Consider the following 22,017-nt stretch of genomic DNA (forward strand, 5'->3'; position numbering starts at 1 on the left):
TGCCAGGCTGGAGCGGTGACGGAACAGCGGAAGAAGAAATCGCTCGGCGCCCTGAGCTCCACGGTGCTGGACTGCCCGGACCCGGATCGGCTGGCGGAGTTCTATCAGCTGCTGACGGGCTGGGAGGTGACGTACCGCAGCGAGGCGTACGTGTTCATCGGGGACGGGCCGGTGCGGATCGGGTTCCAGCGGGTCGGCGGGTTCCGTCCGCCGCAGTGGCCGTCCGACGGGGCCCGGGCGCACCTGGACTTCACCGTGCCGGAGTTGGCGCCCGCGGTGGCCGAGCTGCTGGCGGCGGGCGCGACCCGGCCGGAGCACCAGGCGGGCGGCGACCACTGGGTGACGCTGCTGGACCCGGACGGCCACCCGTTCTGCCTGGCGGTGCCCGAGTGACCGGCGCGGTCACCGCGCTGGAGGCGGACGGCGAGCGCCTGGCCTGCACGGTGGTCGAACCCGCCGGCCCGGCCCGGCCGGGGACGGCGCTGCTGATGCACGGGGCGGGAAGCAGCGGCAGGCACCGGCATCTGCCGCTGGCGCGGGAGCTGGCCGCGGCCGGCTGCCGCGCGGTGGTGTTCGACTTCGCGGGGCACGGCGACAGCACCGGCGAGCTCGGGCAGCTCTCGCTGACCCGCCGGGCGCGCCAGGCCCGGGCCGTGCTGGAGCGGTTCGCGCCGGACGGGCCGCTGTTACTGGCCGGGTTCTCGATGAGCGGCCAGACCGTCGCCGACCTGCTGGGCGAGCCGGACATCGGCCCGCGGGTGCGGGCGCTGGCCCTCGGCGCGCCGGCCGCGTACGCCCGCGAGGTGCGGGAACTCCCGTTCGCCGAGCCGGAGTTCACCGCCACCCTGCGTACCCCGGGCAGTTGGCGCAGCAGCACCGCGTTCGACCGCTTCGCCGCGTTCGACGGCCGGGCGGTGCTGGTGCTGCCGGAGACGGACGAGGTGATCCCGGCCGAGGTGACGGCCGCACTGGACGCCGCCCTGCGCACCCGCGCCGCGTACACCCGCCTCACCCTGCCGGGTGCCGACCACCGACTCGGCGGCTGGCTCAGCGCCCACCCGGAGCACCGGGCCCAGGTCGCCGCGGCGCTCCTCGCGGAAGCCTGACGGGCTCCTCGCGGAAGCCTGACGGGCCCGACCGGGCGGCGGCTCAGGGCAGGCGGACGACCAGTTCGCCCGTCGGGGCGGCCGTCACGGTGACCTTCGTGAGGTCGTCCACCCAGTGGTCGGGGCGGTGGGCGGCCGCGCGGGGGCCGATGCCGAGGACCGTCATGCCGGCAGCGCGCCCGGCGGCGATGCCGGCCTCGGAGTCCTCCAGGACCAGGCACTCGGCGGGGGCGACGCCCAGCTCGGCGGCGGCCTTGAGGAAGCCCTCGGGGTCGGGCTTGCTGGCGCCGACCTGCTCGGCGGTGATCATCAGCGGCGGCAGCGGGACGCCGGCGGCGGCCATCCGGACCCGGGCGAGGCGGTCGTCGGCGGACGTGACCAGGGCGTGCGGCAGTCCGGCCAGCGACTCCACCAGCCGCCGGGCGCCCGGGACTTCGACCACGCCGTCGGTGTCGGCGGTCTCCTCGGCGAGCATCTGCCGGTTCTCCGCGAGGTTCTGCTCCATCGGCCGGTCGGGCAGCAGCAGCGCCATGGTCAGGTGCCCCTGTCGGCCGTGGACGGTCTTCATCGCCTCGTCGCCGTCGAGGCCGTTCCGTTCGGCCCAGCGCCGCCAGCAGCGTTCGACCACGGCGTCGGAGTTGACCAGGGTGCCGTCCATGTCGAGCAGGACGGCCCGGACCGGCGGGGTGAGGACGGGCATCGGGGCTCCTCGGGGGCCTCGGACGATTGTTTGTTCCACAATCGTACAAAACGGGGGAGGGGGCCCTCACCCCAGCAGGTGCGCGTTCACCGCCCGGGCCTCGGCGGCCAGCTCCGGCAGCTCCACCAGCTCGACGCCCGCCGAGGCGAGCAGCGCGGCGCCCCGGCAGGCCTCGACGAACAGCGCCGGCTCCCGCCAGGCCACCACCACCCGCGGCACCCCGGCCGCGACGATCAGCTCGGCGCACGGGTGCGGCCGGGACGCGCGCTGCCCGCACGGCTCCAAGGTGCTGTAGACGGTGGCGGTGCGCAGCCGGGGGTCGCCGGGCGGCAGCTTGCCGAGCGCGGCCTCCTCGGCGTGGTTCACCGCGTCGACCTCCCGGCTGAACCCCTCGGCCAGCACCTCGCCGTCCGCGCCGACGATCACCGCGCCCACCGAGAACGCCGTCCGGGACGGCGGGCAGCGGCGGGACAGTTCGATCGCGCGGCGCAGCCACTCCTGATCGTCGGGCATCGGCGGAACTCCTTCGGGGCGGCGGAACGACGCCCCCACCGTACGGTCAGCCGGCGGGCCTGGGCGGCAGCGGGAGCGGCACCGCGGGCAGGCCGTCGATGCTGACGGCGACGTAGTCCTTGCCCTCGCAGTAGTCGCTGAAGTTCTCCTCGCCCTTGCGGGCGAAGTGCTGCCGGTGCAGCTCCCGGTCGGAGCGGTAGTCCATGAACGGGACGGCGAAGCCGCAGGAGTCGCTGATCCGTTCGGCCCGCACCAGGACGATCGCGCGCAGCCCGACGCCGTCGACGGACGGGTCGAAGCGGCCGAACAGCTCGGCGAAGCGCGGGTCGTCGCGGAACACCGGCTCGCCCCGGCCGTGCACCCGCAGCACCGTCGGCGGGCCCTCGAAGGCGCACCACATCAGGGTGATCCGCCCGTTCTCCCGCAGGTGGGCGATGGTCTCGGCGTGCGAACCGCCGAAGTCGAGGTAGGCGAGGGTGAGTTCGTCGAGGACGGCGAGGGTGCCGGAGCGGCCCTTGGGGGAGAGGTTGACGTGGCCGTCGCCGGCGAGCGGCGCGGTGGCCACGAAGAACACGGGCTGCCTGTCGATGAACGCGCGCAGCCGGTCGTCGAGGCGTTCGTAGGTCTTTCCCATGGTCGGGATTCTGCGCCCGGCCCGCCCGGACGGGCGAGCGGATTTCGTGCGCGTCCCACATGGCAAGACGCAAGTGTCCGATGTATGGAACATTTTCCTATCCTGGGCGGACCGCCTTCGAAGGAGAGGGGAACCGCCGTGGCCGGCTACACCCATGGGCACCATGCCGCCGTCCTGCGCTCGCACCGCACCCGCACCGCTGCCAACTCCGCCGCCTACCTGCTGCCCGAACTGCGGCCCGGGCAGCGGCTGTTGGACGTCGGCTGCGGCCCGGGCACGATCACCGCCGACCTGGCCGAGGCGCTCGGCCCGACCGGCCGGGCGATCGGCGTCGACCCGTCCGCCGAGGTGCTCGCCCAGGCCGCCGCGCTCGCCGCCGAACGCGGCCTGACGCAGCTGACCTTCGAGGCCGCCGACGTCCACCGGCTCCCGTACGCCGACGCCTCGTTCGACGTGGTGCACGCCCACCAGGTGCTCCAGCACCTCGCCGACCCGGTCGCCGCGCTGCGCGAGATGCGCCGGGTCACCGCCCCCGGCGGGCTGATCGCGGTCCGCGACGCCGACTACGCCGCGATGACCTGGTATCCCCAACTGCCGGAACTGGACGAGTGGTCGGCGCTCTACCGGCAGACCGCCCGGGCCTGCGGCGGCGAACCCGACGCCGGCCGCCGCCTGCTGTCCTGGGCACACGCCGCCGGCCTTGCCGACGCCCGGCCGTCCTCCAGCACCTGGACGTACGCCACCGAGGCCGAACGCGCCTGGTGGTCGGAGAGCTGGGCCGAGCGGACGGTGCGCTCCAACACCGCCGCCACCGCCCTGGCCGAGGGCCTGGCCACCCCCGCCGACCTGGAGCGGATCGCCGCTGGCTGGCTCCGCTGGGCCGCCCACCCGGGCGCCTGGTTCGCCGTACTCCACGGTGAACTCCTGTTGCGCGTAAGCTAGTTGGCCCGCCGCAGCGCGGTTCGCCGACGGCGGCCCGGTCCGGCCTGCCCCCCATCGGGCCGGACCGCTACCGTGTGGCGGCATGGGACAACCGGACCGCACGCCCCACGCCCACCGCGTCATGCGGCAGGACGACAACGGCAACCGCTTCCTGCTCGCCCGCGGCCTCACCCGCCCCGCCGCCGAGGCGCTGGCCGCCGAGTACGAGGCCCGCGGCCACAAGCAGCTCTACTGGGTCGAACCCGAAGAGCCCGAAGAGCCCGAGCAGCCGGAGCAGCCGGAGCGGCCGGAAGGGCCCGCAGGGCCGTAGCGTGGCCCTGGACGGGGCCGAGCGAGGAGGAGATCCGGTGGCGGTGGAGATCGAGCGCAAGTTCCTGGTCCCGGACAACGAAAGCGTCCCCGACGGACGGGAGTTCGAGGTCCGCCAGGGCTACCTGGTGATCGGACCGGACGGCGCCGAGGCCCGGGTGCGCGACCAGGGCGGCTCGTGCTCGCTGACCGTCAAGCGCGGCGCCGGCCTGGTCCGCGGCGAGTGGGAGACGCCGCTCACCGCCGAGCAGTTCGAGGCCCTGTGGCCCGCCACCGAGCACGCCCGGGTCGCCAAGACCCGCCGGGTGGTGCCGCTCGGCCGGCACGAGGCCGTGGTCGACACCTTCCACGGCCGGCTGGCCGGACTGCGCACCGTCGAGGTCGAGTTCGCCGACGAGCGCGCCGCCGCCGCCTTCACCCCGCCGCCCTGGTTCGGACCCGAGGTCACCGACCGCCCCGACCTGAAGAACCAGCGCCTGGCCACCGCCGCCGGGCCGCCCCGCCCCTGACATAGGGTCGGGAGCCGACGAGCGGTACGACGGCAAGGGCGGCCATGGCAGAACTGATCGACACGGTGGCGTGGGTCCGACTGGAGGGCGGCCGGATCCTCTGCGCGCGCCCCCGGGGCAAGGACGTGTTCTACATCCCCGGCGGCAAGCGCGAGGGCGACGAGACCGACCTGCAGACCCTGGTCCGCGAGGTCGCCGAGGAACTCACCGTCGCCATCCGCCCCGACACCGTCGCCCACGTCGGCACCTACCACGCCGAGGCCCACCCGGCCGGCCCCACCGTCCGGATGGCCTGCTACCGCGCCGACTACACCGGCACCCTCGCGGCCAGCAGCGAGATCGAGGACGTCGACTGGTTCGGCTACGCCGACCGCGACCGCGTCCCCCCGGTCGACCAGCTGCTCTTCGACGACCTGCACCGCGACGGCCACCTGCGCTGAGGCCCGCCCGCCCCGCGAAACGCCCGTTCTGTACGCCAATCGGACAGACGACCCCTATGTCGGGATAGCTGGGCGTTTCCCTGGGTATGGCAGTTTCCGGCAGCATTCGTCACGATCAGTAGCCGGGCTCGGCGCGGCGTGGCTGCGGCCCGCGCCCCGGCGGCCCGCCGGCGGCGCGTTCCAGCGACGGCCGGAGGCCCCGTAGGTGGCGAAGCCGGGTGACGGCGGGGAAGAGCACGAGGCGTCCGCCCTGCCCCCGCGCGGGCCGCGCCGGCCCGGCGGTACCGCGCTGCCCGCCGGCACCGGCCGCTCCGGCGGCGCGGCCGCCCGCGCCCGCCTGCGCCGCCGCCCCGCCCCCGAACCCCGCACCCCCGCCGCCGGCCCGTCCGCCGGCCCCGCCCCGTCCGACGAGCGGGCCGAAGCCGCCCGGACACCCCGCGGCACCCGCGGCCGCCCCACCCGCGCGTTCCCCGGCGGCCCCGGCCCGCACCCCGCCGCCCGCGCCGACACCGCGCCGACCACCCTGCACCCCAGCCGCCGCACCGAGGGCGGCAGCCTGCTGGACGTGGTCCGGGTGGCGATCGTCATCCTGGACACCGCCGGCCGCGTGGTGCTGTGGAGCCCCGCCGCCGAGGAGATGCTCGGCTGGCCCAGCGAAGTGCTGGTCGGCCGCGCCATCGAGGACCTGCTGGCCCGCCCGGACGACCGGCAGCGGGCCCGGGCCGCCCTCCAGGAGACGCTGCGCCGCGGCTCCTGGCACGGCTTCACCGGCATCAGCGACCGGGACGACGTACCGGTCGAGGTGGAGGTCCGGCTGTCGCTGCTGGTGGACGGCGACGGCGCCCCGTACGTGCAGGCCGCGCTCACCGAGGCCGCCGCGCTGCGCGCCGTCGAACGCGACCTCGCGGTCCGCGACGCGCTGTTCGAACAGTCCCCGCTCGGCATCGCCGTGCTCGACACCGACCTGCGCTACACCGCCGTCAACCGCACCCTCGCCGAGATGAACGGCCTGCCCGCCGAGGCGCACATCGGCCGCACCACCGGCGAGACCCTGTCGGAGCGCTCCGCCGACGAGATCACCGCCCTGCAGCGCCAGGTGCTGGCCACCGGCGAGCCCGTCATCGACGTCACGCTGGCCTCCCCGAGCAGCGGCGGCAGCGGCTACCGGTCGATCTCGTTCAGCCGGATGACCGACCGGGCCGGCCGGGTGCTCGGCATCTCCGGCACCGCGATGGACGTCACCGAGCGCTACCGGGCGGTGGCCAAGGTCGAGGGCGCCCGCCGCCGGCTGTCGCTGCTCAACGAGTTCGGCTCCCGGGTCGGCGACCTGCTGGACGCCTCGATGATCGCCCAGGAACTGGCCGGCGCCGTGGTGCCGCGACTGGCCGACTACGCCGCGGTGATCCTGCTCCAGGCCGTCGCCCACGGCGACGACCTGCCCCGGCACGCCCACGACCGCCGCACCTCGCTGCTGCAACTCGGCGTCGCCGCCGTCCAGGACGGCCCCGCCGTGGAGGCCATGCTCCGGCACGGCGCCCGGATCACCTTCGAGGACCACTCGGCGTTCGGACGGGTGCTGCGGCGCGGCGTCCCCGAACTGCTCACCGGCGCCGAACTGGAGGCGCTGTCCTTCCCCGACGACCCCAAGGTCGAGGCCGCCCGCGAACTCGGCATCCACTCCCGGCTGGTGGTGCCGCTGCGGGCCCGCGGCATCGTGATCGGCCTGCTGGTGGTCAGCCGGGCCGGCTACCGCGAGGGCTTCGACCGCGACGACCTGGCCTTCACCGTCGAACTCGCCGACCGGGCCGGCAGCTCGCTGGACAACGCCCGGCTGTACGCCCGCGAGCGGACCGCCGCGCTCACCCTGCAGCGCACCCTGCTGCCCCAGCAGGTGCCGCAGCCCGCCGGCGTCGAGGTGGCCTACCGGTACGTGCCCGGCTCCAGCGGCACCGAGGTCGGCGGCGACTGGTTCGACGTCATCCCGCTGCCCGGCGACCGCACCGCCCTGGTGGTCGGCGACGTGATGGGCCACGGCCTGCGCGCCGCCGCCACGATGGGCCGGCTGCGCACCGCCGTCCGGGTGCTGGCCGCCCTCGACCTGGCGCCCGAGGCGGTCCTGCGGCACGTCCACGAACTCGCCGACGACCTCGCCCAGGGCCCCGACGAGGCCCTGCTCGCCACCTGCGTCTACGCGGTGTTCGACCCCGCGCGGCGCAACCTGACCGTCACCAAGGCCGGCCACATCCCGCCGGTCCTGGTGGTGCCCGGCGCCGACGCCGAGCCGGCCCGCTCCGGCGGCCCGCTGCCCGGCGGCGCCGGACAGGTGCTCGACCTGCCCTCCGGCGCGCCGCTCGGCGTCGGCGGAGTGCCGTTCGAGTCCATCGAGATGGAGATCCCGGACGGCAGCCTGCTCGCCCTGTGCACGGACGGGCTGGTGGAGTCCCGGGACAAGGATCTGGACGTGGGACTGGGGAGGTTGATCAGCGTGCTGGAGAAGCCGTACGCCTCGATCCAGCAGGCGTGCGAGGCCGTCCTCGACACCATGGAGCAGGGCCGCGAACCCGACGACGTGGCCCTGCTGCTGGCACGGCTCGGCCAGGGCCGGGACGACGCCCCCACCGCCGGCTGGACGCTGCCCGCCGAACCGACGGCGGTCTCCCGGGCCCGCCGGCTGGTCCGCCACACGCTCGCCGACTGGGGCGCCGAGACCCTCACCGACACCGCCGAACTGCTGGTCAGCGAACTGGTCACGAACGCCGTCCGGTACGCCAGCGCCCCGATCGGGGTCCGCCTCACGCTCGGCGACCTGCTGCTGGTGGAGATCTCCGACCCGCTGCCCGACCCGCCCCGGGAGCGCCACGCGAACGCCGGCGACGAAGGCGGACGCGGCCTCGAACTCGTCCGCCGGCTCGCGCTGCGCTGGGGCACCCGGGCCGAGGGGCTGGGCAAGGTCGTCTGGTTCGAACTGGCAGACTCGGACGTTCAACCACCCGAGTCGATGTTGTGACGTTGAAGGGCGTGTGCGCCCACGCCCGGATGATGAATACTCGGACATCGAAATACTCGGTCGTCTCGACACCGGATGGGCGCGCGGGTTGGAGGGGTCGGTCCGTTGAACAGCTTCCCGGCACGGAACACGACGCACGGCAGCGGCGGCCGAGCCGCGCTGCCGGAGCAGCCGGGTGCCCCGACGGTGCCTGGGAGAACGGTGCCTGCCGCCCTCCCGGACACCCGGGAACCGGGCTCCTCGGGCACCATCTACGACTACATCCGGGTCGCCACCTTCGCGATCGGCCCCGACGGGCGGATCGCGCAGTGGAGCGACCGGGCCGCCCGGTTCTTCGGGGTGCCCGCCGCCGAGGCCGTCGGCGCCGACCCGATCACCGCGTTCGTCCCGCGCGAGCTGTGGCAGCGCGGCCGGGCCCGGCTGGAGCGCATCCTGTCCGGCGAGGAGTGGGTCGGCACCGCCCCCTACCGGGACCAGCACGGCGCGGAGAGCCTCGCCGAGGTCTACGCCATGCCCGACAGCGCCGACGGCTCCGCCACCTGCCTGGCCGTCGACCTCGGCCGGCTGCGCGCCATCGAGACCGACCTGGCCGCCTCCGAGGCCGTCATCGGCCAGACCCCCACCGGGTTCTTCCTGTTCGACACCGACCTGAAGCTGCGGCGCGTCAACGCCGCCTTCGCCACCGGCGTCGGCCGCCCCGCCGCCGCCCTGCAGGGCCTCGCCCCCGGCGACGTGTTCCGGCCCTCCGACGCGGACCGGCTGCTGCTCGCCCTGCGCAAGGTCCTCACCGGCCAGGAACCCGTCTTCGACCTGCGGATGTCCGCCCCGGCCCGCCCCGGCCGCCCGGCGGGCCGCGACGACGAACGCACCTGGGCCCTCTCGCTGTACCGCCTCACCGCCGCCGGCGGCCGCCCGATCGGCGTCGCCGGCCAGGTCCAGGACGTCACCAGCCGGCACATCGCCGAACGCGAGGCCGCCGGGGTGCGCCGCAGCCTCGCCCTGCTCAACGAGGCCTCCACCCACATCGGCTCCACCCTCGACCTGGAGACCACCGCCAAGGAACTGCTCGACGTGATCGTCCCGCAGTTCTGCGACGTCGCCACCGTCGACCTGTACACCGCGCTGCTCACCGGCGACACCTCGCTCACCGCCAACCCCGAGAACGGCGAACTGCGCCGGGTCGCGGTCTCCAGCGTGGTCGGCAACGCCCCCTCCGTGCTCGGCAGCGAACGCGGCGGCGTCCGGGTCGCCGAAGCCGGCGGCACGCTCTGCTACCCCCCGCGCTCGCCGCACGCCCGCGCGCTGCGCACCGGGCGAAGCGTCGTTCCGCAGCCCGGGCCCGACCCGCTGCTGCGCTCCACCCTGGTGGTGCCGCTGGTCGCCCGCGACCAGGTGCTCGGCCTGGTGCAGCTGTCCCGGGCGATCGGCAGCGAGCCGTTCGACGCCCGCGAGGTCGCGATCGCCGAGGAACTCGTCGCCCGCGCCGCCGTCTGCGTCGACAACGCCCGGCTGTACCGCCGCGAGCACGAGCGCGCGCTGATCCTCCAGCGCAGCCTGCTGCCCCCGGGCAACCCGGCCGCCTCCGGACTGGAGATCGCCCGCCGCTACCTGCCCAGCAACAACAACACCGAGGTCGGCGGCGACTGGTTCGACGTCATCCCGCTGCCCGGCAGCCGCACCGCGCTGGTGATCGGCGACGTGATGGGCCGCGGCCTGCGCGCCGCCGTCGCCATGGGCCAGCTGCGCACCGCCGTGCGCACCCTGGCCATGCTCGACCTGGACCCGGAGGAAGTGCTCTCCGCCCTCGACGAGATCGCCCGCGGCCTCGGCAACGACGACGCCGAACCCGACCGCTCCGGCGCCGAGGTCTACCTCGCCACCTGCGTGTACGCCGTCTACGACGCCGTCAAGCAGCGCTGCACCTTCGCCAACGCCGGCCACCTCCCGCCGGTGCTGCTCGCCCCCGGCGAGCGCGCCCGGATGCTCGACGTGCCGCCCGGCCTGCCGCTCGGCGTCGGCGGCGAGCCCTTCGAGGAGGTCACCGTCGACATGCCCGAGGGCGCCGTCCTCGGCCTGTACACCGACGGCCTGGTGGAGTCCCGCAAGCACCAGCTGGACGAGGGGCTGAACGCCTTCCGCACCGCCCTCACCAACGGCTCCGACCACCTGGAGGAGCTCTGCGACCAGGTGCTGGACGAGCTCAACCCGCACCACGGCGAGGACGACATCGCCCTGCTGATGGCCAAGGTCCACGCCCTGCCCAAGGGCTCCGTCGGCGACTGGCGGCTGCCGCCCGAGCCGACCTCGGTCGCCCGGGCCCGCGAACTCGCCTGCGGCTGGCTGCTGGAACGCGGCCTGGACGAACTCGTCGACACCTCCGAACTGCTGGTCAGCGAACTCGTCACCAACGCCCTGAGGCACGGCCGCGGCGAGATCCGGCTGCGGCTGCTGCGCGACCGCACCATGGTCTGCGAGGTCTGGGACGACGCCTACGCCCAGCCCCGCCAGCGCCGCGCCCAGGAGACCGACGAGGGCGGCCGCGGCCTCCAGCTGGTCTCCCTGCTGGCCGAACGCTGGGGCAGCCGCCGCACCCCCAAGGGCAAGATCGTCTGGTTCGAGCTGTCGCTCTAGCCTTCGGCCGGCAGCACCGCCACGGGGGCGGCGCGGTGCTCGACCAGGGCGATCCGGGCCAGGCCGGGCACCAGCTTCCGGGCCTGCTCCAGGGCCCGGTGGGCCTGCTCGGGCTGCCCGGTGGCGAACAGTGCGGCGGCCCGCGAGCACAGGGCGTTCGCCGAGGTCAGCGCGTCCGCGGTGAGCCGGACGGCCATGGCGGAGGCCTTCGCGGCACCCGCCGGGTCGCCGGTCAGCCGCCGCAGGTCGGCCCGCAGCAGGGCGGCCTGCGGGCGGTCGCCGATCGTCTCGACCGCGGCCATCAGCCGGGGCAGGCAGTCCGGTGCGGGCAGCAGTCCGGCGTCCGCCCCGCAGACCAGGGTGAGGCCGCGCAGCAGCGCCACCGACCGTTCGGAGCCGGTGAGCGGGCCGGGCGTCAGGCGATCGGCCTCGTCCAGGGCCCGCTGCCACTGCCCGAGGGCGAGCCGCACGTGCACCCGGACGGCGGCGGAGGCGAGGCCCTCCCCGGCGGGCGCGCCGGCCAGGGCCGCCGCGGCCTCCTCGACCCGCCCGTTCTCCAGCGCCTGCCGGGCGGCCGTCTCGGCGGGGCCCGCGTACAGGTCCGCCAGCGCCGCCCCGGAGGCGGCGGGCAGCCGCAGCAGCACCCAGCCGGCCTGCCCGGCGACGCCCGCGGTCATGACCAGCTCCAGCGGCGGCATCGCCACCAGGGCCGAGCCGAACATCCGCCAGGCGCCGCCCGCGGCGGTCAGCACCCACGCGCCGAGCAGCACCGGCAGCGCGTACGCCGCGGCCGTCACGGCCCAGCTCCGGGCCTTCGACACCCGGATCCGCTGGTACATGCCGTGGAACAGCGGGAACGGCCGGTCCCGCACGATCAGCCGGCGCCCGCCCAGCGGCACGGCGAACAGCCGCCCGCCGATGCCGAGGCCGTACCCCAGCGGCCGCAGCCCGCCCAGCGGCGCGAGCAGCGCCAGCACCAGTTGAGTCAGGTCGGAGGCCGCCAGCAGGCCCCCGAACAGGGCGAGCAGGTACAGGCCGAACTGCCCCTGCGGCGGGTGGGGCAGGAGCAGCGCCCCGGCCAGGCCGACGCAGACGACGAACAGGAGGCGGACGTTTTTCTTCACCGGCGAAGCCTCCCGGGCCGCTGGTACGTACCGGAAGCACCGAAACCCAGTTGTGATCTTGACCGCCCGGGAGCTGCCCGTTTCTGCTCCATTGCGGCCTTCCCCGTACGATGGGGAGAAGCCGAGGCATGTGCCGTGCCCGGTGGGTGGACCGGTGAATGCTGACGCGGGCCGGGCACCGTGACCCACGATTCCGGGAGAATCAGCGCCGCATGCCCACGCGCAACGACATCCGCAACGTCGCCATCGTCGCCCACGTCGACCACGGCAAGACCACCCTGGTCGACGCCATGCTCAAGCAGGCCGGTGCCTTCGCGGCCCACCAGCAGCTCGACGACCGCATGATGGACTCGAACGACCTGGAGCGCGAGAAGGGCATCACCATTCTCGCGAAGAACACGGCGGTCAAGTACCACCCCAAGGACGGCGGCGCGCCGATCACCATCAACATCATCGACACCCCGGGCCACGCCGACTTCGGTGGCGAGGTCGAGCGCGGTCTGTCGATGGTGGACGCGGTCGTCCTGCTGGTCGACGCCTCCGAGGGCCCGCTGCCGCAGACCCGCTTCGTGCTGCGCAAGGCGCTGGCGGCCCGCCTGCCCGTCATCCTGTGCATCAACAAGACCGACCGTCCGGACGCCCGGATCGACGAGGTCATCAACGAGACCTACGACCTGTTCCTGGACCTGGACGCGGACGAGGACCAGATCGAGTTCCCGATCGTCTACGCCTGCGCCCGTGACGGCGTCGCCTCGCTGACCAAGCCGGAGAACGGCACCGTGCCGGCCGACTCCGAGAACCTGGAGCCGTTCTTCTCCACCATCCTGGAGCACGTCCCGGCCCCGACCTACGACGAGGGCGCCCCGCTGCAGGCCCACGTCACCAACCTGGACGCCGACAACTTCCTCGGCCGCATCGCGCTGCTCCGCGTCGAGCAGGGCGAGCTGCGCAAGGGCCAGACGGTGGCCTGGATCAAGCGCGACGGCTCGATCCAGAACGTCCGCATCTCCGAGCTGCTGATGACCGAGGCGCTCACCCGCAAGCCCGCCGAGGTGGCCGGCCCCGGTGACATCTGCGCCGTCGCGGGCATCGGCGACATCATGATCGGCGAGACCCTCGCCGACACCGAGAACCCGATCGCGCTGCCGCTGATCACCGTCGACGAGCCGGCGATCTCGATGACCATCGGCACCAACACCTCGCCGCTGGTCGGCAAGGGCGGCTCCGGCAAGGGCGCGGACGCCAAGTCCGGCGCCAAGGTCGACCGCAAGGTGACCGCCCGCCAGGTGAAGGACCGCCTGGACCGCGAGCTGATCGGCAACGTCTCGCTGCGCGTCCTTGACACCGAGCGCCCCGACGCCTGGGAGGTGCAGGGCCGCGGTGAGCTGGCGCTGGCCATCCTGATCGAGACCATGCGCCGGGAAGGCTTCGAGCTGACCGTCGGCAAGCCGCAGGTCGTCACCCGCGAGGTCAACGGCAAGACCCACGAGCCGGTCGAGCGCCTCACGGTGGACGTCCCCGAGGAGCACATGGGCGCCGTCACCCAGCTGATGGGCATCCGCAAGGGCCGCATGGACAACATGTCCAACCACGGCTCGGGCTGGGTCCGGATGGAGTTCGTCGTGCCGTCCCGCGGCCTGATCGGATTCCGGACGGAGTTCCTCACCAACACCCGCGGCACCGGCATCGCGCACTCCATCCACGAGGGCTACGAGCCGTGGTTCGGCCAGCTGACGACCCGTAACAACGGCTCGCTGGTCGCCGACCGCTCCGGCGTGGTCACCGCCTTCGCGATGACCAACCTGCAGGAGCGCGGCGTGCTGTTCACCGACCCCGGCACCGAGGTGTACGAGGGCATGATCGTCGGCGAGAACTCGCGCTCCGACGACATGGACGTGAACATCACCAAGGAGAAGAAGCTCACCAACATGCGTTCCTCGAACGCTGACGTGGCCGAGTCGATCGTCCCGCCGCGCAAGCTCTCGCTGGAGCAGTCGCTGGAGTTCTGCCGCGAGGACGAGTGCATCGAGGTGACCCCGGAGACCGTGCGCATCCGCAAGGTCGTGCTGGACGCCAAGGAGCGCGGCCGCACCGCGTCGCGCGCCAAGAAGGGCTGACGCCCGCCCGTTTCGGCCGACCGGCCGGTGTCCCTCGGGATGCCGGCCGGTCGGCTTTTTGGTGACGCTCCGTCACGGGGGGTCGAGCGAGGGGTGTTCGTTAATCGGACGTCACAGATCGTCATGTGTGACGACTGTCCGTTTCGCCCCTGTCTGGCTATGTCTGTAATGTCCGATTATTGGGATTCATTCGCCGTTCATGTGACCAAATTGAAATCCGGATTGGTCAATTCCGTACCCGTGGGTGACCGATAGTGGGTGCAGTCGAGCTCGGGTCGAGGCTTCAAGCGCAGGGGTGCGCGCCAGGCCGCGAGCGATCTGCAACACGATTCAGGAGGCACACCCATGCGCGGTGCCAGCCAGGCCAAGTGGGTTGTCGCAGCCGTCGCGGTCGCCCTCGCCGCCACTGCTTGCGGCAGCAGCTCGTCGGACTCCGCGTCCGGTCCGGTCAACGCCCAGGGCACGTTCAGCTACCAGAGCTCCGAGCCGCAGAACCCGCTCCAGCCGGCCAACGCCATGGAGGTCGGTGGCGGCCGCGTCCTGAAGAACCTGTTCAAGGGCCTGGTGGACTACGACCCCGCGGACGGCAAGCTGCGCAACCAGGTCGCCGAGAAGATCGAGACCACCGACGCGCAGAACTACACCGTCACCCTGAAGTCCGGCTGGACCTTCCACGACGGCACCCCGGTGACCGCGCAGTCCTTCGTGGACGCCTGGAACTGGTCCGCCAACACCAAGAACAACCAGATCAACTCGAACTGGTTCTCCGACATCCAGGGCTACGACGCGGTCCACCCGGAGAAGGGCGACCCGACCTCCGACACCATGTCCGGTCTGAAGGTCGTCGACGACACGCACTTCACCATCGCGCTGACCGGCCCGGTCTCGTACTTCGAGTACAAGCTCGGCTACACCGCCTTCGCGCCGCTGCCCAAGGTGTTCTTCACCGACCCGGCGAAGTACGGCCAGTCGCCGATCGGCAACGGCCCCTACAAGTTCGTCTCGTGGGAGCACAACAAGGCGATCACCGTCGCCTCGTACGACAAGTACGCGGGCGTGGACAAGCCGAAGAACTCCGGCATCGTCTTCAAGAACTACTCGCAGGCCGAGGCCGCCTACAAGGACCTGGTCTCCGACAACCTGGACGTGCTGGACCAGGTCGACCCGAGCGACCTGGCCTCCTACAAGGACGACCTGGGCGACCGCGCCGTCGACCAGCCGTCCGGCGCCATCCAGTCGCTGTCGTTCTCGCTCTACCAGGACTCCTGGAAGGGCCAGGACAAGGCCAAGGTCCGCCAGGGCCTGTCGATGGCGATCGACCGGAACACCATCACCAAGACGGTGCTCCAGGGCTCGCGCCAGGCCGCCAACTCCTGGGTCGCCCCGGGCGTCATGGGCTACAAGGACAACACCTGCGGCGAGGCCTGCACCTACGACCCGGCCAAGGCCAAGCAGCTGATCGCCGAGGGCGGCGGCGTCCCCGGCAACAAGATCACCGTGCTGTACAACGCGGACGGCGGCCACAAGGAGTGGGTGGACGCGGTCTGCAACTCCATCCGCCAGGCCACCGGCGTGGAGTGCGTCGGCGACCCGAAGCCGGACTTCAAGTCGGCCCGTGACCTGGTCAAGAACAAGAAGGTCGACGGTCTGATGCGGACCGGCTGGCAGCAGGACTACCCGCTGAACGCCAACTTCCTGCGCGACGTGTTCGGCACCGGCTCCGACGCCAACGACGCCGGCTACTCCAGCCCGGAGTTCGACCGCCTGGCGGGCGAGGCGGACAAGGCCACCACGGTGGAGAAGACCGCCGAGCTGTACCAGCAGGCCGAGGCCGAGCTGGCCAAGGACATGCCGGCCATCCCGCTCTGGTACTACAAGACCACCGCCGGTTACTCGAAGAACGTCCAGAACGTGAAGTACGACTCGTTCGGCGACCCGGACTTCACCCAGGTCGAGGTCAAGCAGAAGTAACCGAGCCGGCACCGCACGGCTCGAAGCGACACGGCCGGTGCCCGACCCCGCCCCACCGGGCGGACCGGCACCGGCCGTTGTCACGCCGAGAACCCTGACCGGGCCGACGGCCCGTCAGAGCAGTTAATTGGAGGCACGATGGGGCGCTTTGTCGCGAGGCGACTGCTCCAGATGATCCCGGTGTTCCTGGGCACCGTCACGATCATTTTCTTCATGACCCGCATGCTGCCCGGAGACCCGGCGGCGGCGATGTGGGGCGACAAGGCCGCCGACCCGGCGCAGCTGGCCGCGTTCAAGCACCGGATGGGACTCGACGTCTCCATCGGGCAGCAGTACCTGAACTACATGGGGGACCTGCTCACCGGGAACTTCGGTGAGACCATGGCCGGCCGCAAGGTCATCGACGTGATCGGCGAGGCCCTGCCGGTCACCGTCCGGCTCGCCCTGCTGGCCTTCGTCTTCGAACTGGTCGTCGGTGTGACGATCGGCCTGTTCTCCGGCCTGCGCCGCGGCAAGGCCTTCGACAAGACCGCCCTGGTCTTCACCCTGCTGCTGATCTCCATCCCGGTGCCGGTGCTCGGCTTCATCTTCCAGAACGTCTTCGCGATCCAGCTCAAGTGGATCACCCCCACCGTTCAGGACTCGATGAACCTCGGCCAGCTGATGCTGCCCGCCATCGTGCTCGGCTCGATCTCGCTGGCCTACGTGGCCCGACTGACCCGCACCTCCATCGCGGAGAACATCAAGTCGGACTACATGCGCACCGCGATCGCCAAGGGCCTGCCCCGCCGCAAGGTGATCGGCACCCACCTGCTGCGCAACTCGATGATCCCGGTGGTGACCTTCCTGGGCACCGACCTCGGCGCCCTGATGGGCGGCGCGATCGTCACCGAGGGCATCTTCAACGTCAAGGGCGTCGGCAACGCGCTGTACCACGCCATCAACCTCAACGAGGGCGCGACCGTCTCCGGTTTCGTCGTCGTGCTGGTGCTGGTGTACCTGGCCGCCAGCCTGATCGTCGACCTGCTCTACGCGGTCCTGGACCCGAGGATCCGGTATGCCTGACCTGATCGAGAAGAACGTCCCTGCGCAGGGCGCCGCGGGCTCCGCCGAGCCGAAGCCGGAGAAGCCCCGCAGCCTCGGCCTGGACGCCTGGTACGACCTGCGCAAGCGCCCGGTCTTCATCATCTCGGCCGCGCTGATCGTGCTGCTGATCGCCTTCGCGATCGCCCCGAGCCTGTTCACCTCGGTGGACCCGCGGGCCGGCGACCTCCAGCACCACTACCTGACCAAGCCGAACTACCTGCACTTCTTCCAGGCCGACTGGTTCGGCTACGACGGCCAGGGCCGGTCGATCTACGCGCGCATGATCTACGGCGCCCGCGCCTCCGTGGTGGTCGGCATCTGCGTCACCGCCGGCGTCACCGTCCTCGGCGGCCTGGCCGGCATGGCCGCCGGCTACTACGGCGGCTGGGTCGACACGGTGATCTCCCGGGTCACCGACATGTTCTTCGGCATCCCGCTGCTGCTCGGCGCGCTGGTCGTGCTGAACGCCTTCACCACCCGCACCGTCTGGTCGGTGGTCTTCGCCCTGGTCGCCCTCGGCTGGACCCAGATGACCCGCGTGATGCGCGGCTCGGTGATCACCGTCAAGCAGTCCGACTACGTGACGGCGGCCAAGGCGCTCGGCGCCGGCACCGGCCGGATCATGTTCAAGCACATCCTGCCGAACGCGATCGCCCCGGTGATCGTGGTCGCCACCATCGCGCTCGGCGGCTACATCGCCACCGAGGCCACGCTGAGCTTCCTCGGCATCGGCCTCCAGGACCCGACCATCTCCTGGGGCATCGACATCAACTCGGCCCAGAAGGTCATCCGTACCGCGCCGTTCGCGCTGTTCTTCCCGGCAGGCATGCTCAGCGTCACCGTGCTGGCGTTCATCATGCTCGGCGACGCGGTCCGTGACGCCCTCGACCCGAAGCTGCGCTGAGAGAGGCGGCCCGCACCATGACCACCGCACCCGAGAAGACCACCGCCGCGAAGGACCGCCTGGTCCCCGGCACCCCGCTGCTCGAAGTCCGCGACCTGCACGTCGAGTTCAAGACCCGTGACGGCGTCGCCAAGGCCGTCAACGGCGTCAACTACTCGGTCGCGGCCGGCGAGACCCTCGCCGTCCTCGGCGAGTCCGGCTCCGGCAAGTCCGTCACCGCGCAGACCATCATGGGCATCCTCGACATGCCCCCCGGCCGGGTCACCGCCGGCGAGATCCTGTTCCGCGGCCAGGACATGCTGAAGATGTCCAACGAGGAGCGCCGGAAGATCCGCGGCCGCAAGATCGCGATGATCTTCCAGGACGCGCTGTCCTCGCTCAACCCGGTGCTGTCCGTCGGCTACCAGCTCGGCGAGATGTTCCGCGTGCACGAGGGCGCCTCCCGCAAGGAGGCGAAGGCCAAGGCCATCGAGCTGATGGACCGGGTCCGCATCCCCGCCGCCGCGCAGCGCGTCAACGACTACCCGCACCAGTTCTCCGGCGGCATGCGCCAGCGCATCATGATCGCGATGGCGCTGGCCCTCCAGCCCGACCTGATCATCGCCGACGAGCCCACCACCGCGCTGGACGTCACCGTCCAGGCCCAGGTGATGGACCTGCTGGCGGAGCTCCAGGCCGAGTACCACATGGGTCTGATCCTGATCACCCACGACCTCGGCGTGGTCGCCGACGTCGCGGACAAGATCGCCGTCATGTACGCGGGCCGGATCGTCGAGACCGCCCCCGTCCACGAGCTGTACGCCCGGCCCGCCCACCCCTACACCAAGGGCCTGCTCCGGTCGATCCCGCGACTGGACCAGAAGGGCGAGGAGCTCTACGCGATCAAGGGCCTGCCGCCCAACCTCTACAAGGTCCCGGCCGGCTGCGCGTTCAACCCGCGCTGCGACGTCGCCACCGACCTGTGCCGCACCGAGATCCCCGCCCTGCACCAGGTCACCGACCGGGACGGGGCCGAGCTCGCCGGCCGCAAGAGCGCCTGCCACCTCTGGAAGGAGACCCTCCATGGCTGAGCCCATCCTGGAGGTCCGCGACCTGGTCAAGCACTACCCGCTCACCCAGGGCATCCTCTTCAAGAAGCAGGTCGGCGCGGTCAAGGCCGTCGACGGCGTCTCCTTCACCCTCGACAAGGGCGAGACGCTCGGCATCGTCGGCGAGTCCGGCTGCGGCAAGTCGACGCTGGCGAAGGTGCTGATGAACCTGGAGCGGGCGACCGCCGGCCAGGTCTTCTACAAGGGCGAGGACATCTCCCGGCTGTCGGGGGCGGCGCTCAAGGCCGTCCGCCGCAACATCCAGATGGTGTTCCAGGACCCGTACACCTCGCTGAACCCGCGCATGACGGTCGGCGACATCATCGGGGAGCCGTTCGAGATCCACCCCGAGGTGGCTCCCAAGGGCGACCGCCGCAAGGCCGTCCAGGACCTGCTGGACGTGGTCGGGCTGAACCCCGAGTACATCAACCGGTACCCGCACCAGTTCTCCGGCGGCCAGCGCCAGCGCATCGGCATCGCGCGCGGCCTGGCGCTCAAGCCGGAGATCATCATCTGCGACGAGCCGGTCTCGGCGCTGGACGTCTCGGTGCAGGCCCAGGTGATCAACCTGCTGGAGCAGCTCCAGGGCGAGTTCGAGCTCTCCTACATGTTCATCGCGCACGACCTGTCGATCGTTCGGCACATCTCCGACCGGGTCGGCGTGATGTACCTCGGCAAGATCGTCGAGATCGGCACCGACGCCGAGATCTACGAGCACGCCACCCACCCGTACACCCAGGCGCTGCTGTCGGCCGTCCCGGTGCCGGACCCGACCGGCCGCGAGGGCCGCGAGCGGATCATCCTCACCGGCGACATCCCCTCCCCGGCGAACCCGCCGTCCGGCTGCCGCTTCCGCACCCGCTGCTGGAAGGCGGAGGAGCGCTGCGCGACGGAGGTGCCGCTGCTGGCCGCGCCGACGCTGCTGACGGGCGAGGCGAAGCACGATTCGGCGTGCCACTTCGCCGCGGAGCGGGAGACGGCTGCGGCCGCATAGGAGCGCACCGACAGGGGCGCGGGGAACTGCGCGACAAGCGCCGACCACATCCGCAAGATCGCGACGCAGGACAATGACCTGCACTTGATCGCGACCTTGCGGATGGGGCCTTCCGCTTCGCGCAGTTCCCCGCGCCCCTGTTTTCGTGCCCGTCCGCTCGCGCGAGTCTCCACGCGCCCATCCGGAGGCATTGCGGTCGCGTCGCCGCTTCGCGGCACTTCTCATGGGGTGAGATGCGTCTCACACACCCTTGAGGAGGAGGCTCCATGCCTGCATGCACCCGTGTGCGCTGGGCCGTTGTCAGTGCGACGTCCGTGGCCCTGATGGCCACGGGTTGTGGGGGGGACAGCGGTGGGTCCGGTGGCGGTTCGTCGGATGCCGGGAAGACGTTCACGTACCAGAGCAGTGAGCCGCAGAACCCGTTGCAGCCGGCCAACGCCAACGAGGTCGGCGGCGGGCGCATCGTGCAGAACCTGTTCAAGGGTCTGGCGGACTACGACCCGTCGAACGGCAAGCTGCGGATGCAGGTCGCGGACAAGATCGACACCAGCGACGCGCAGACGTACAACGTGACGCTGAAGTCGGGGTGGACGTTCCACGACGGGACGGCGGTGACGGCGAAGAGCTTCGTCGACGCGTGGAACTGGGCGGCGAGCACCAAGAACAACCAGATCAACAGCTCGTGGTTCGCGGACATCCAGGGCTACACCGACGTCCACCCGCAGAGCGGCAACCCGACCACGGACAGCATGTCGGGGCTGAGCGTCCAGGACGACACGCACTTCACGATCAAGCTGAACAACAAGGTCTCGTACTTCCCGTACAAGCTGGGGTACGTGGCCTTCTCGCCGCTTCCGGAGGGGTTCTTCAAGGACCCGGCGGGCTACGGGCAGAAGCCGGTGGGCAACGGGCCCTACGAGTTCGTGAGTTGGGACCACAACTCGCAGGTGGTCACCAAGACGTTCGCCAACTACCAGGGCGTGGACAAGCCGAAGAACGGCGGCGTGGTGTTCAAGATGTACACCACGGCGGAGGCGGCCTACGCGGACCTGCAGTCGAACAACCTGGACGTGATGGACCAGGTGCCGCCGTCGGCGCTGGCGAACTACAAGAACGACCTGGGGGACCGGGCGATCGACGCGCCGCAGGGCGCGATCCAGAACGTCGGGTTCACGCTGTACCAGCCGGAGTGGCAGGGGGCGGACAAGGCGAAGGTCCGGCAGGGGCTGTCGATGGCGATCGACCGGAACACCATCACCAAGACGGTGCTGCAGGGTTCGCGGGCGCCGGCGTCGGCGTGGGTCGCCGAGGGTGTCGAGGGCTACAAGGCGGGGACCTGCGGCGACTTCTGCAACTACAACCCGGACAAGGCGAAGCAGCTGATCCAGGAGGGCGGCGGCGTCCCCGGGAACTCGCTCAAGGTCACGTACAACGCGGACGGCGGCCACAAGGAGTGGGTGGACGCGGTGTGCAACTCGATCCGGCAGGCGACCGGGGTGAACTGCGCGGGCGACCCGAAGACCGACTTCAAGACCGCCCGGGCGGCGATCACCGGACACCAGATCAACGGCCTGTTCCGGACCGGCTGGGTGCAGGACTACCCGCTGAACGCGAACTTCCTGGCCGACGTGTACCGCACCGGCGCGGCCTCCAACGACACCGGCTACTCCAGCCCGGAGTTCGACAAGCTGGCCAACGAGGCCGACCAGGCCGCGTCGATCCAGGACACCGCGACCGGCTACCAGCAGGCCGAGGCGCAGCTGGCGCTCGACATGCCGGCCATCCCGCTCTGGTACTACCGGACCAACTCCGGCTTCTCCACCAAGGTGCAGAACGTGAAGTTCGACTCCTTCGGCAACCCGGCCTGGACCCAGGTCGAGGTCAAGGGCTGATCCCGTTCGACGCCGGCCCCGTCCTCCCCGCACGGAGGGCGGGGCCACGT

General features: G+C 71.9%; 19 protein-coding genes. 15 read left to right on the forward strand and 4 right to left on the reverse strand.

Going from position 1 to position 22,017, the window contains the following annotated elements:
• Positions 1-15 precede the first annotated feature (15 nt).
• Positions 16-393 (forward strand): VOC family protein, encoded by a 378-nt coding sequence (locus ACWEMJ_RS14780; RefSeq protein WP_452137410.1) that lies wholly within the window; start codon positions 16-18, stop codon positions 391-393.
• On the forward strand, positions 390-1,106 hold the full coding sequence (locus ACWEMJ_RS14785) for an alpha/beta hydrolase (protein WP_452137411.1): 717 nt from the start codon (positions 390-392) through the stop codon (positions 1,104-1,106). Before ACWEMJ_RS14780 ends, ACWEMJ_RS14785 begins: the two co-directional genes overlap by 4 nt.
• 43 nt (positions 1,107-1,149) lie before the next feature.
• On the opposite strand, the gene ACWEMJ_RS14790 is transcribed toward ACWEMJ_RS14785, so the two are convergent.
• The 3 genes from ACWEMJ_RS14790 to ACWEMJ_RS14800 all read right to left on the reverse strand — a co-directional run bounded on the left by ACWEMJ_RS14790 (position 1,150) and on the right by ACWEMJ_RS14800 (position 2,953).
• Entirely contained in the window at positions 1,150-1,806 is a 657-nt protein-coding gene (locus ACWEMJ_RS14790; RefSeq protein WP_452137412.1) for an HAD-IA family hydrolase, read from the reverse strand.
• A 66-nt stretch (positions 1,807-1,872) separates the two neighbouring features.
• Positions 1,873-2,319: a deaminase gene (locus ACWEMJ_RS14795; protein ID WP_452137413.1), complete on the reverse strand. Its 447-nt coding sequence runs from the start codon at positions 2,317-2,319 to the stop codon at positions 1,873-1,875.
• A 46-nt stretch (positions 2,320-2,365) separates the two neighbouring features.
• Complete coding sequence (locus ACWEMJ_RS14800) at positions 2,366-2,953, reverse strand: pyridoxamine 5'-phosphate oxidase family protein (protein ID WP_452137414.1); 588 nt, start codon at positions 2,951-2,953, stop codon at positions 2,366-2,368.
• Positions 2,954-3,037: 84 nt separating this feature from the next.
• Here ACWEMJ_RS14800 and ACWEMJ_RS14805 point away from each other — a divergent pair, with 84 nt between their 5' ends.
• The 6 genes from ACWEMJ_RS14805 to ACWEMJ_RS14830 all read left to right on the forward strand — a co-directional run bounded on the left by ACWEMJ_RS14805 (position 3,038) and on the right by ACWEMJ_RS14830 (position 10,791).
• A complete protein-coding gene (locus tag ACWEMJ_RS14805; RefSeq protein ID WP_452137415.1) occupies positions 3,038-3,895 on the forward strand; it encodes a methyltransferase domain-containing protein in 858 nt (285 codons plus the stop codon).
• 82 nt (positions 3,896-3,977) lie between these two features.
• Positions 3,978-4,205 carry a hypothetical protein gene (locus ACWEMJ_RS14810; protein WP_452137416.1) on the forward strand — a complete coding sequence of 76 codons (228 nt, stop codon included), beginning with the start codon at positions 3,978-3,980 and terminating at the stop codon, positions 4,203-4,205.
• A 37-nt stretch (positions 4,206-4,242) separates the two neighbouring features.
• Complete coding sequence (locus ACWEMJ_RS14815) at positions 4,243-4,713, forward strand: CYTH domain-containing protein (RefSeq protein ID WP_452137417.1); 471 nt, start codon at positions 4,243-4,245, stop codon at positions 4,711-4,713.
• A gap of 44 nt (positions 4,714-4,757) precedes the next feature.
• Entirely contained in the window at positions 4,758-5,153 is a 396-nt protein-coding gene (locus ACWEMJ_RS14820; protein WP_452137418.1) for an NUDIX hydrolase, read from the forward strand.
• A 205-nt stretch (positions 5,154-5,358) separates the two neighbouring features.
• On the forward strand, positions 5,359-8,160 hold the full coding sequence (locus tag ACWEMJ_RS14825; RefSeq protein ID WP_452137419.1) for a SpoIIE family protein phosphatase: 2,802 nt from the start codon (positions 5,359-5,361) through the stop codon (positions 8,158-8,160).
• Positions 8,161-8,235: 75 nt separating this feature from the next.
• Positions 8,236-10,791, forward strand: coding sequence for a SpoIIE family protein phosphatase (locus tag ACWEMJ_RS14830; protein ID WP_452137420.1), 2,556 nt, complete (start codon positions 8,236-8,238; stop codon positions 10,789-10,791).
• Here ACWEMJ_RS14830 and ACWEMJ_RS14835 read toward each other — a convergent pair.
• Positions 10,788-11,915 (reverse strand): hypothetical protein, encoded by a 1,128-nt coding sequence (locus ACWEMJ_RS14835; protein WP_452137421.1) that lies wholly within the window; start codon positions 11,913-11,915, stop codon positions 10,788-10,790. The genes ACWEMJ_RS14830 and ACWEMJ_RS14835 overlap by 4 nt on opposite strands.
• Before the next feature lie 212 nt (positions 11,916-12,127).
• Here ACWEMJ_RS14835 and typA point away from each other — a divergent pair, with 212 nt between their 5' ends.
• From typA to ACWEMJ_RS14870, 7 genes are all read left to right on the forward strand, one after another.
• A complete protein-coding gene (gene typA / locus ACWEMJ_RS14840; RefSeq protein WP_452137422.1) occupies positions 12,128-14,032 on the forward strand; it encodes a translational GTPase TypA in 1,905 nt (634 codons plus the stop codon).
• Between the two features lie 345 nt (positions 14,033-14,377).
• On the forward strand, positions 14,378-16,003 hold the full coding sequence (locus ACWEMJ_RS14845; RefSeq protein ID WP_452137423.1) for a peptide ABC transporter substrate-binding protein: 1,626 nt from the start codon (positions 14,378-14,380) through the stop codon (positions 16,001-16,003).
• A gap of 138 nt (positions 16,004-16,141) precedes the next feature.
• Positions 16,142-17,068, forward strand: a complete 927-nt coding sequence (locus ACWEMJ_RS14850) for an ABC transporter permease (RefSeq protein ID WP_452137424.1) — start codon at positions 16,142-16,144, stop codon at positions 17,066-17,068.
• Positions 17,061-17,993, forward strand: coding sequence for an ABC transporter permease (locus tag ACWEMJ_RS14855; protein ID WP_452137425.1), 933 nt, complete (start codon positions 17,061-17,063; stop codon positions 17,991-17,993). Before ACWEMJ_RS14850 ends, ACWEMJ_RS14855 begins: the two co-directional genes overlap by 8 nt.
• Positions 17,994-18,010: 17 nt before the next feature.
• Positions 18,011-19,063, forward strand: a complete 1,053-nt coding sequence (locus tag ACWEMJ_RS14860; RefSeq protein ID WP_452137426.1) for an ABC transporter ATP-binding protein — start codon at positions 18,011-18,013, stop codon at positions 19,061-19,063.
• Positions 19,056-20,075 (forward strand): ABC transporter ATP-binding protein, encoded by a 1,020-nt coding sequence (locus ACWEMJ_RS14865; RefSeq protein WP_452137427.1) that lies wholly within the window; start codon positions 19,056-19,058, stop codon positions 20,073-20,075. Before ACWEMJ_RS14860 ends, ACWEMJ_RS14865 begins: the two co-directional genes overlap by 8 nt.
• Positions 20,076-20,341: 266 nt before the next feature.
• On the forward strand, positions 20,342-21,967 hold the full coding sequence (locus ACWEMJ_RS14870) for a peptide ABC transporter substrate-binding protein (protein WP_452137428.1): 1,626 nt from the start codon (positions 20,342-20,344) through the stop codon (positions 21,965-21,967).
• The last annotated feature ends 50 nt before the right edge of the window (positions 21,968-22,017 follow it).

Source organism: Kitasatospora sp. NPDC004531 (genome assembly GCF_053602195.1).

Excerpts from the sequence above, each read along its gene's own strand:
- ACWEMJ_RS14790 (WP_452137412.1), bottom strand. The coding sequence starts at position 1,806 with ATGCCCGTCCTCACCCCGCCGGTCCGGGCCGTCCTGCTCGACATGGAC.
- ACWEMJ_RS14795 (WP_452137413.1), bottom strand. The coding sequence starts at position 2,319 with ATGCCCGACGATCAGGAGTGGCTGCGCCGCGCGATCGAACTGTCCCGC.
- ACWEMJ_RS14800 (WP_452137414.1), bottom strand. The coding sequence starts at position 2,953 with ATGGGAAAGACCTACGAACGCCTCGACGACCGGCTGCGCGCGTTCATC.
- ACWEMJ_RS14805 (WP_452137415.1), top strand. The coding sequence starts at position 3,038 with ATGGAACATTTTCCTATCCTGGGCGGACCGCCTTCGAAGGAGAGGGGA.
- ACWEMJ_RS14810 (WP_452137416.1), top strand. The coding sequence starts at position 3,978 with ATGGGACAACCGGACCGCACGCCCCACGCCCACCGCGTCATGCGGCAG.
- ACWEMJ_RS14820 (WP_452137418.1), top strand. The coding sequence starts at position 4,758 with ATGGCAGAACTGATCGACACGGTGGCGTGGGTCCGACTGGAGGGCGGC.
- ACWEMJ_RS14830 (WP_452137420.1), top strand. The coding sequence starts at position 8,236 with ATGGGCGCGCGGGTTGGAGGGGTCGGTCCGTTGAACAGCTTCCCGGCA.
- typA (WP_452137422.1), top strand. The coding sequence starts at position 12,128 with ATGCCCACGCGCAACGACATCCGCAACGTCGCCATCGTCGCCCACGTC.
- ACWEMJ_RS14845 (WP_452137423.1), top strand. The coding sequence starts at position 14,378 with ATGCGCGGTGCCAGCCAGGCCAAGTGGGTTGTCGCAGCCGTCGCGGTC.
- ACWEMJ_RS14850 (WP_452137424.1), top strand. The coding sequence starts at position 16,142 with ATGGGGCGCTTTGTCGCGAGGCGACTGCTCCAGATGATCCCGGTGTTC.
- ACWEMJ_RS14855 (WP_452137425.1), top strand. The coding sequence starts at position 17,061 with ATGCCTGACCTGATCGAGAAGAACGTCCCTGCGCAGGGCGCCGCGGGC.
- ACWEMJ_RS14860 (WP_452137426.1), top strand. The coding sequence starts at position 18,011 with ATGACCACCGCACCCGAGAAGACCACCGCCGCGAAGGACCGCCTGGTC.
- ACWEMJ_RS14865 (WP_452137427.1), top strand. The coding sequence starts at position 19,056 with ATGGCTGAGCCCATCCTGGAGGTCCGCGACCTGGTCAAGCACTACCCG.
- ACWEMJ_RS14870 (WP_452137428.1), top strand. The coding sequence starts at position 20,342 with ATGCCTGCATGCACCCGTGTGCGCTGGGCCGTTGTCAGTGCGACGTCC.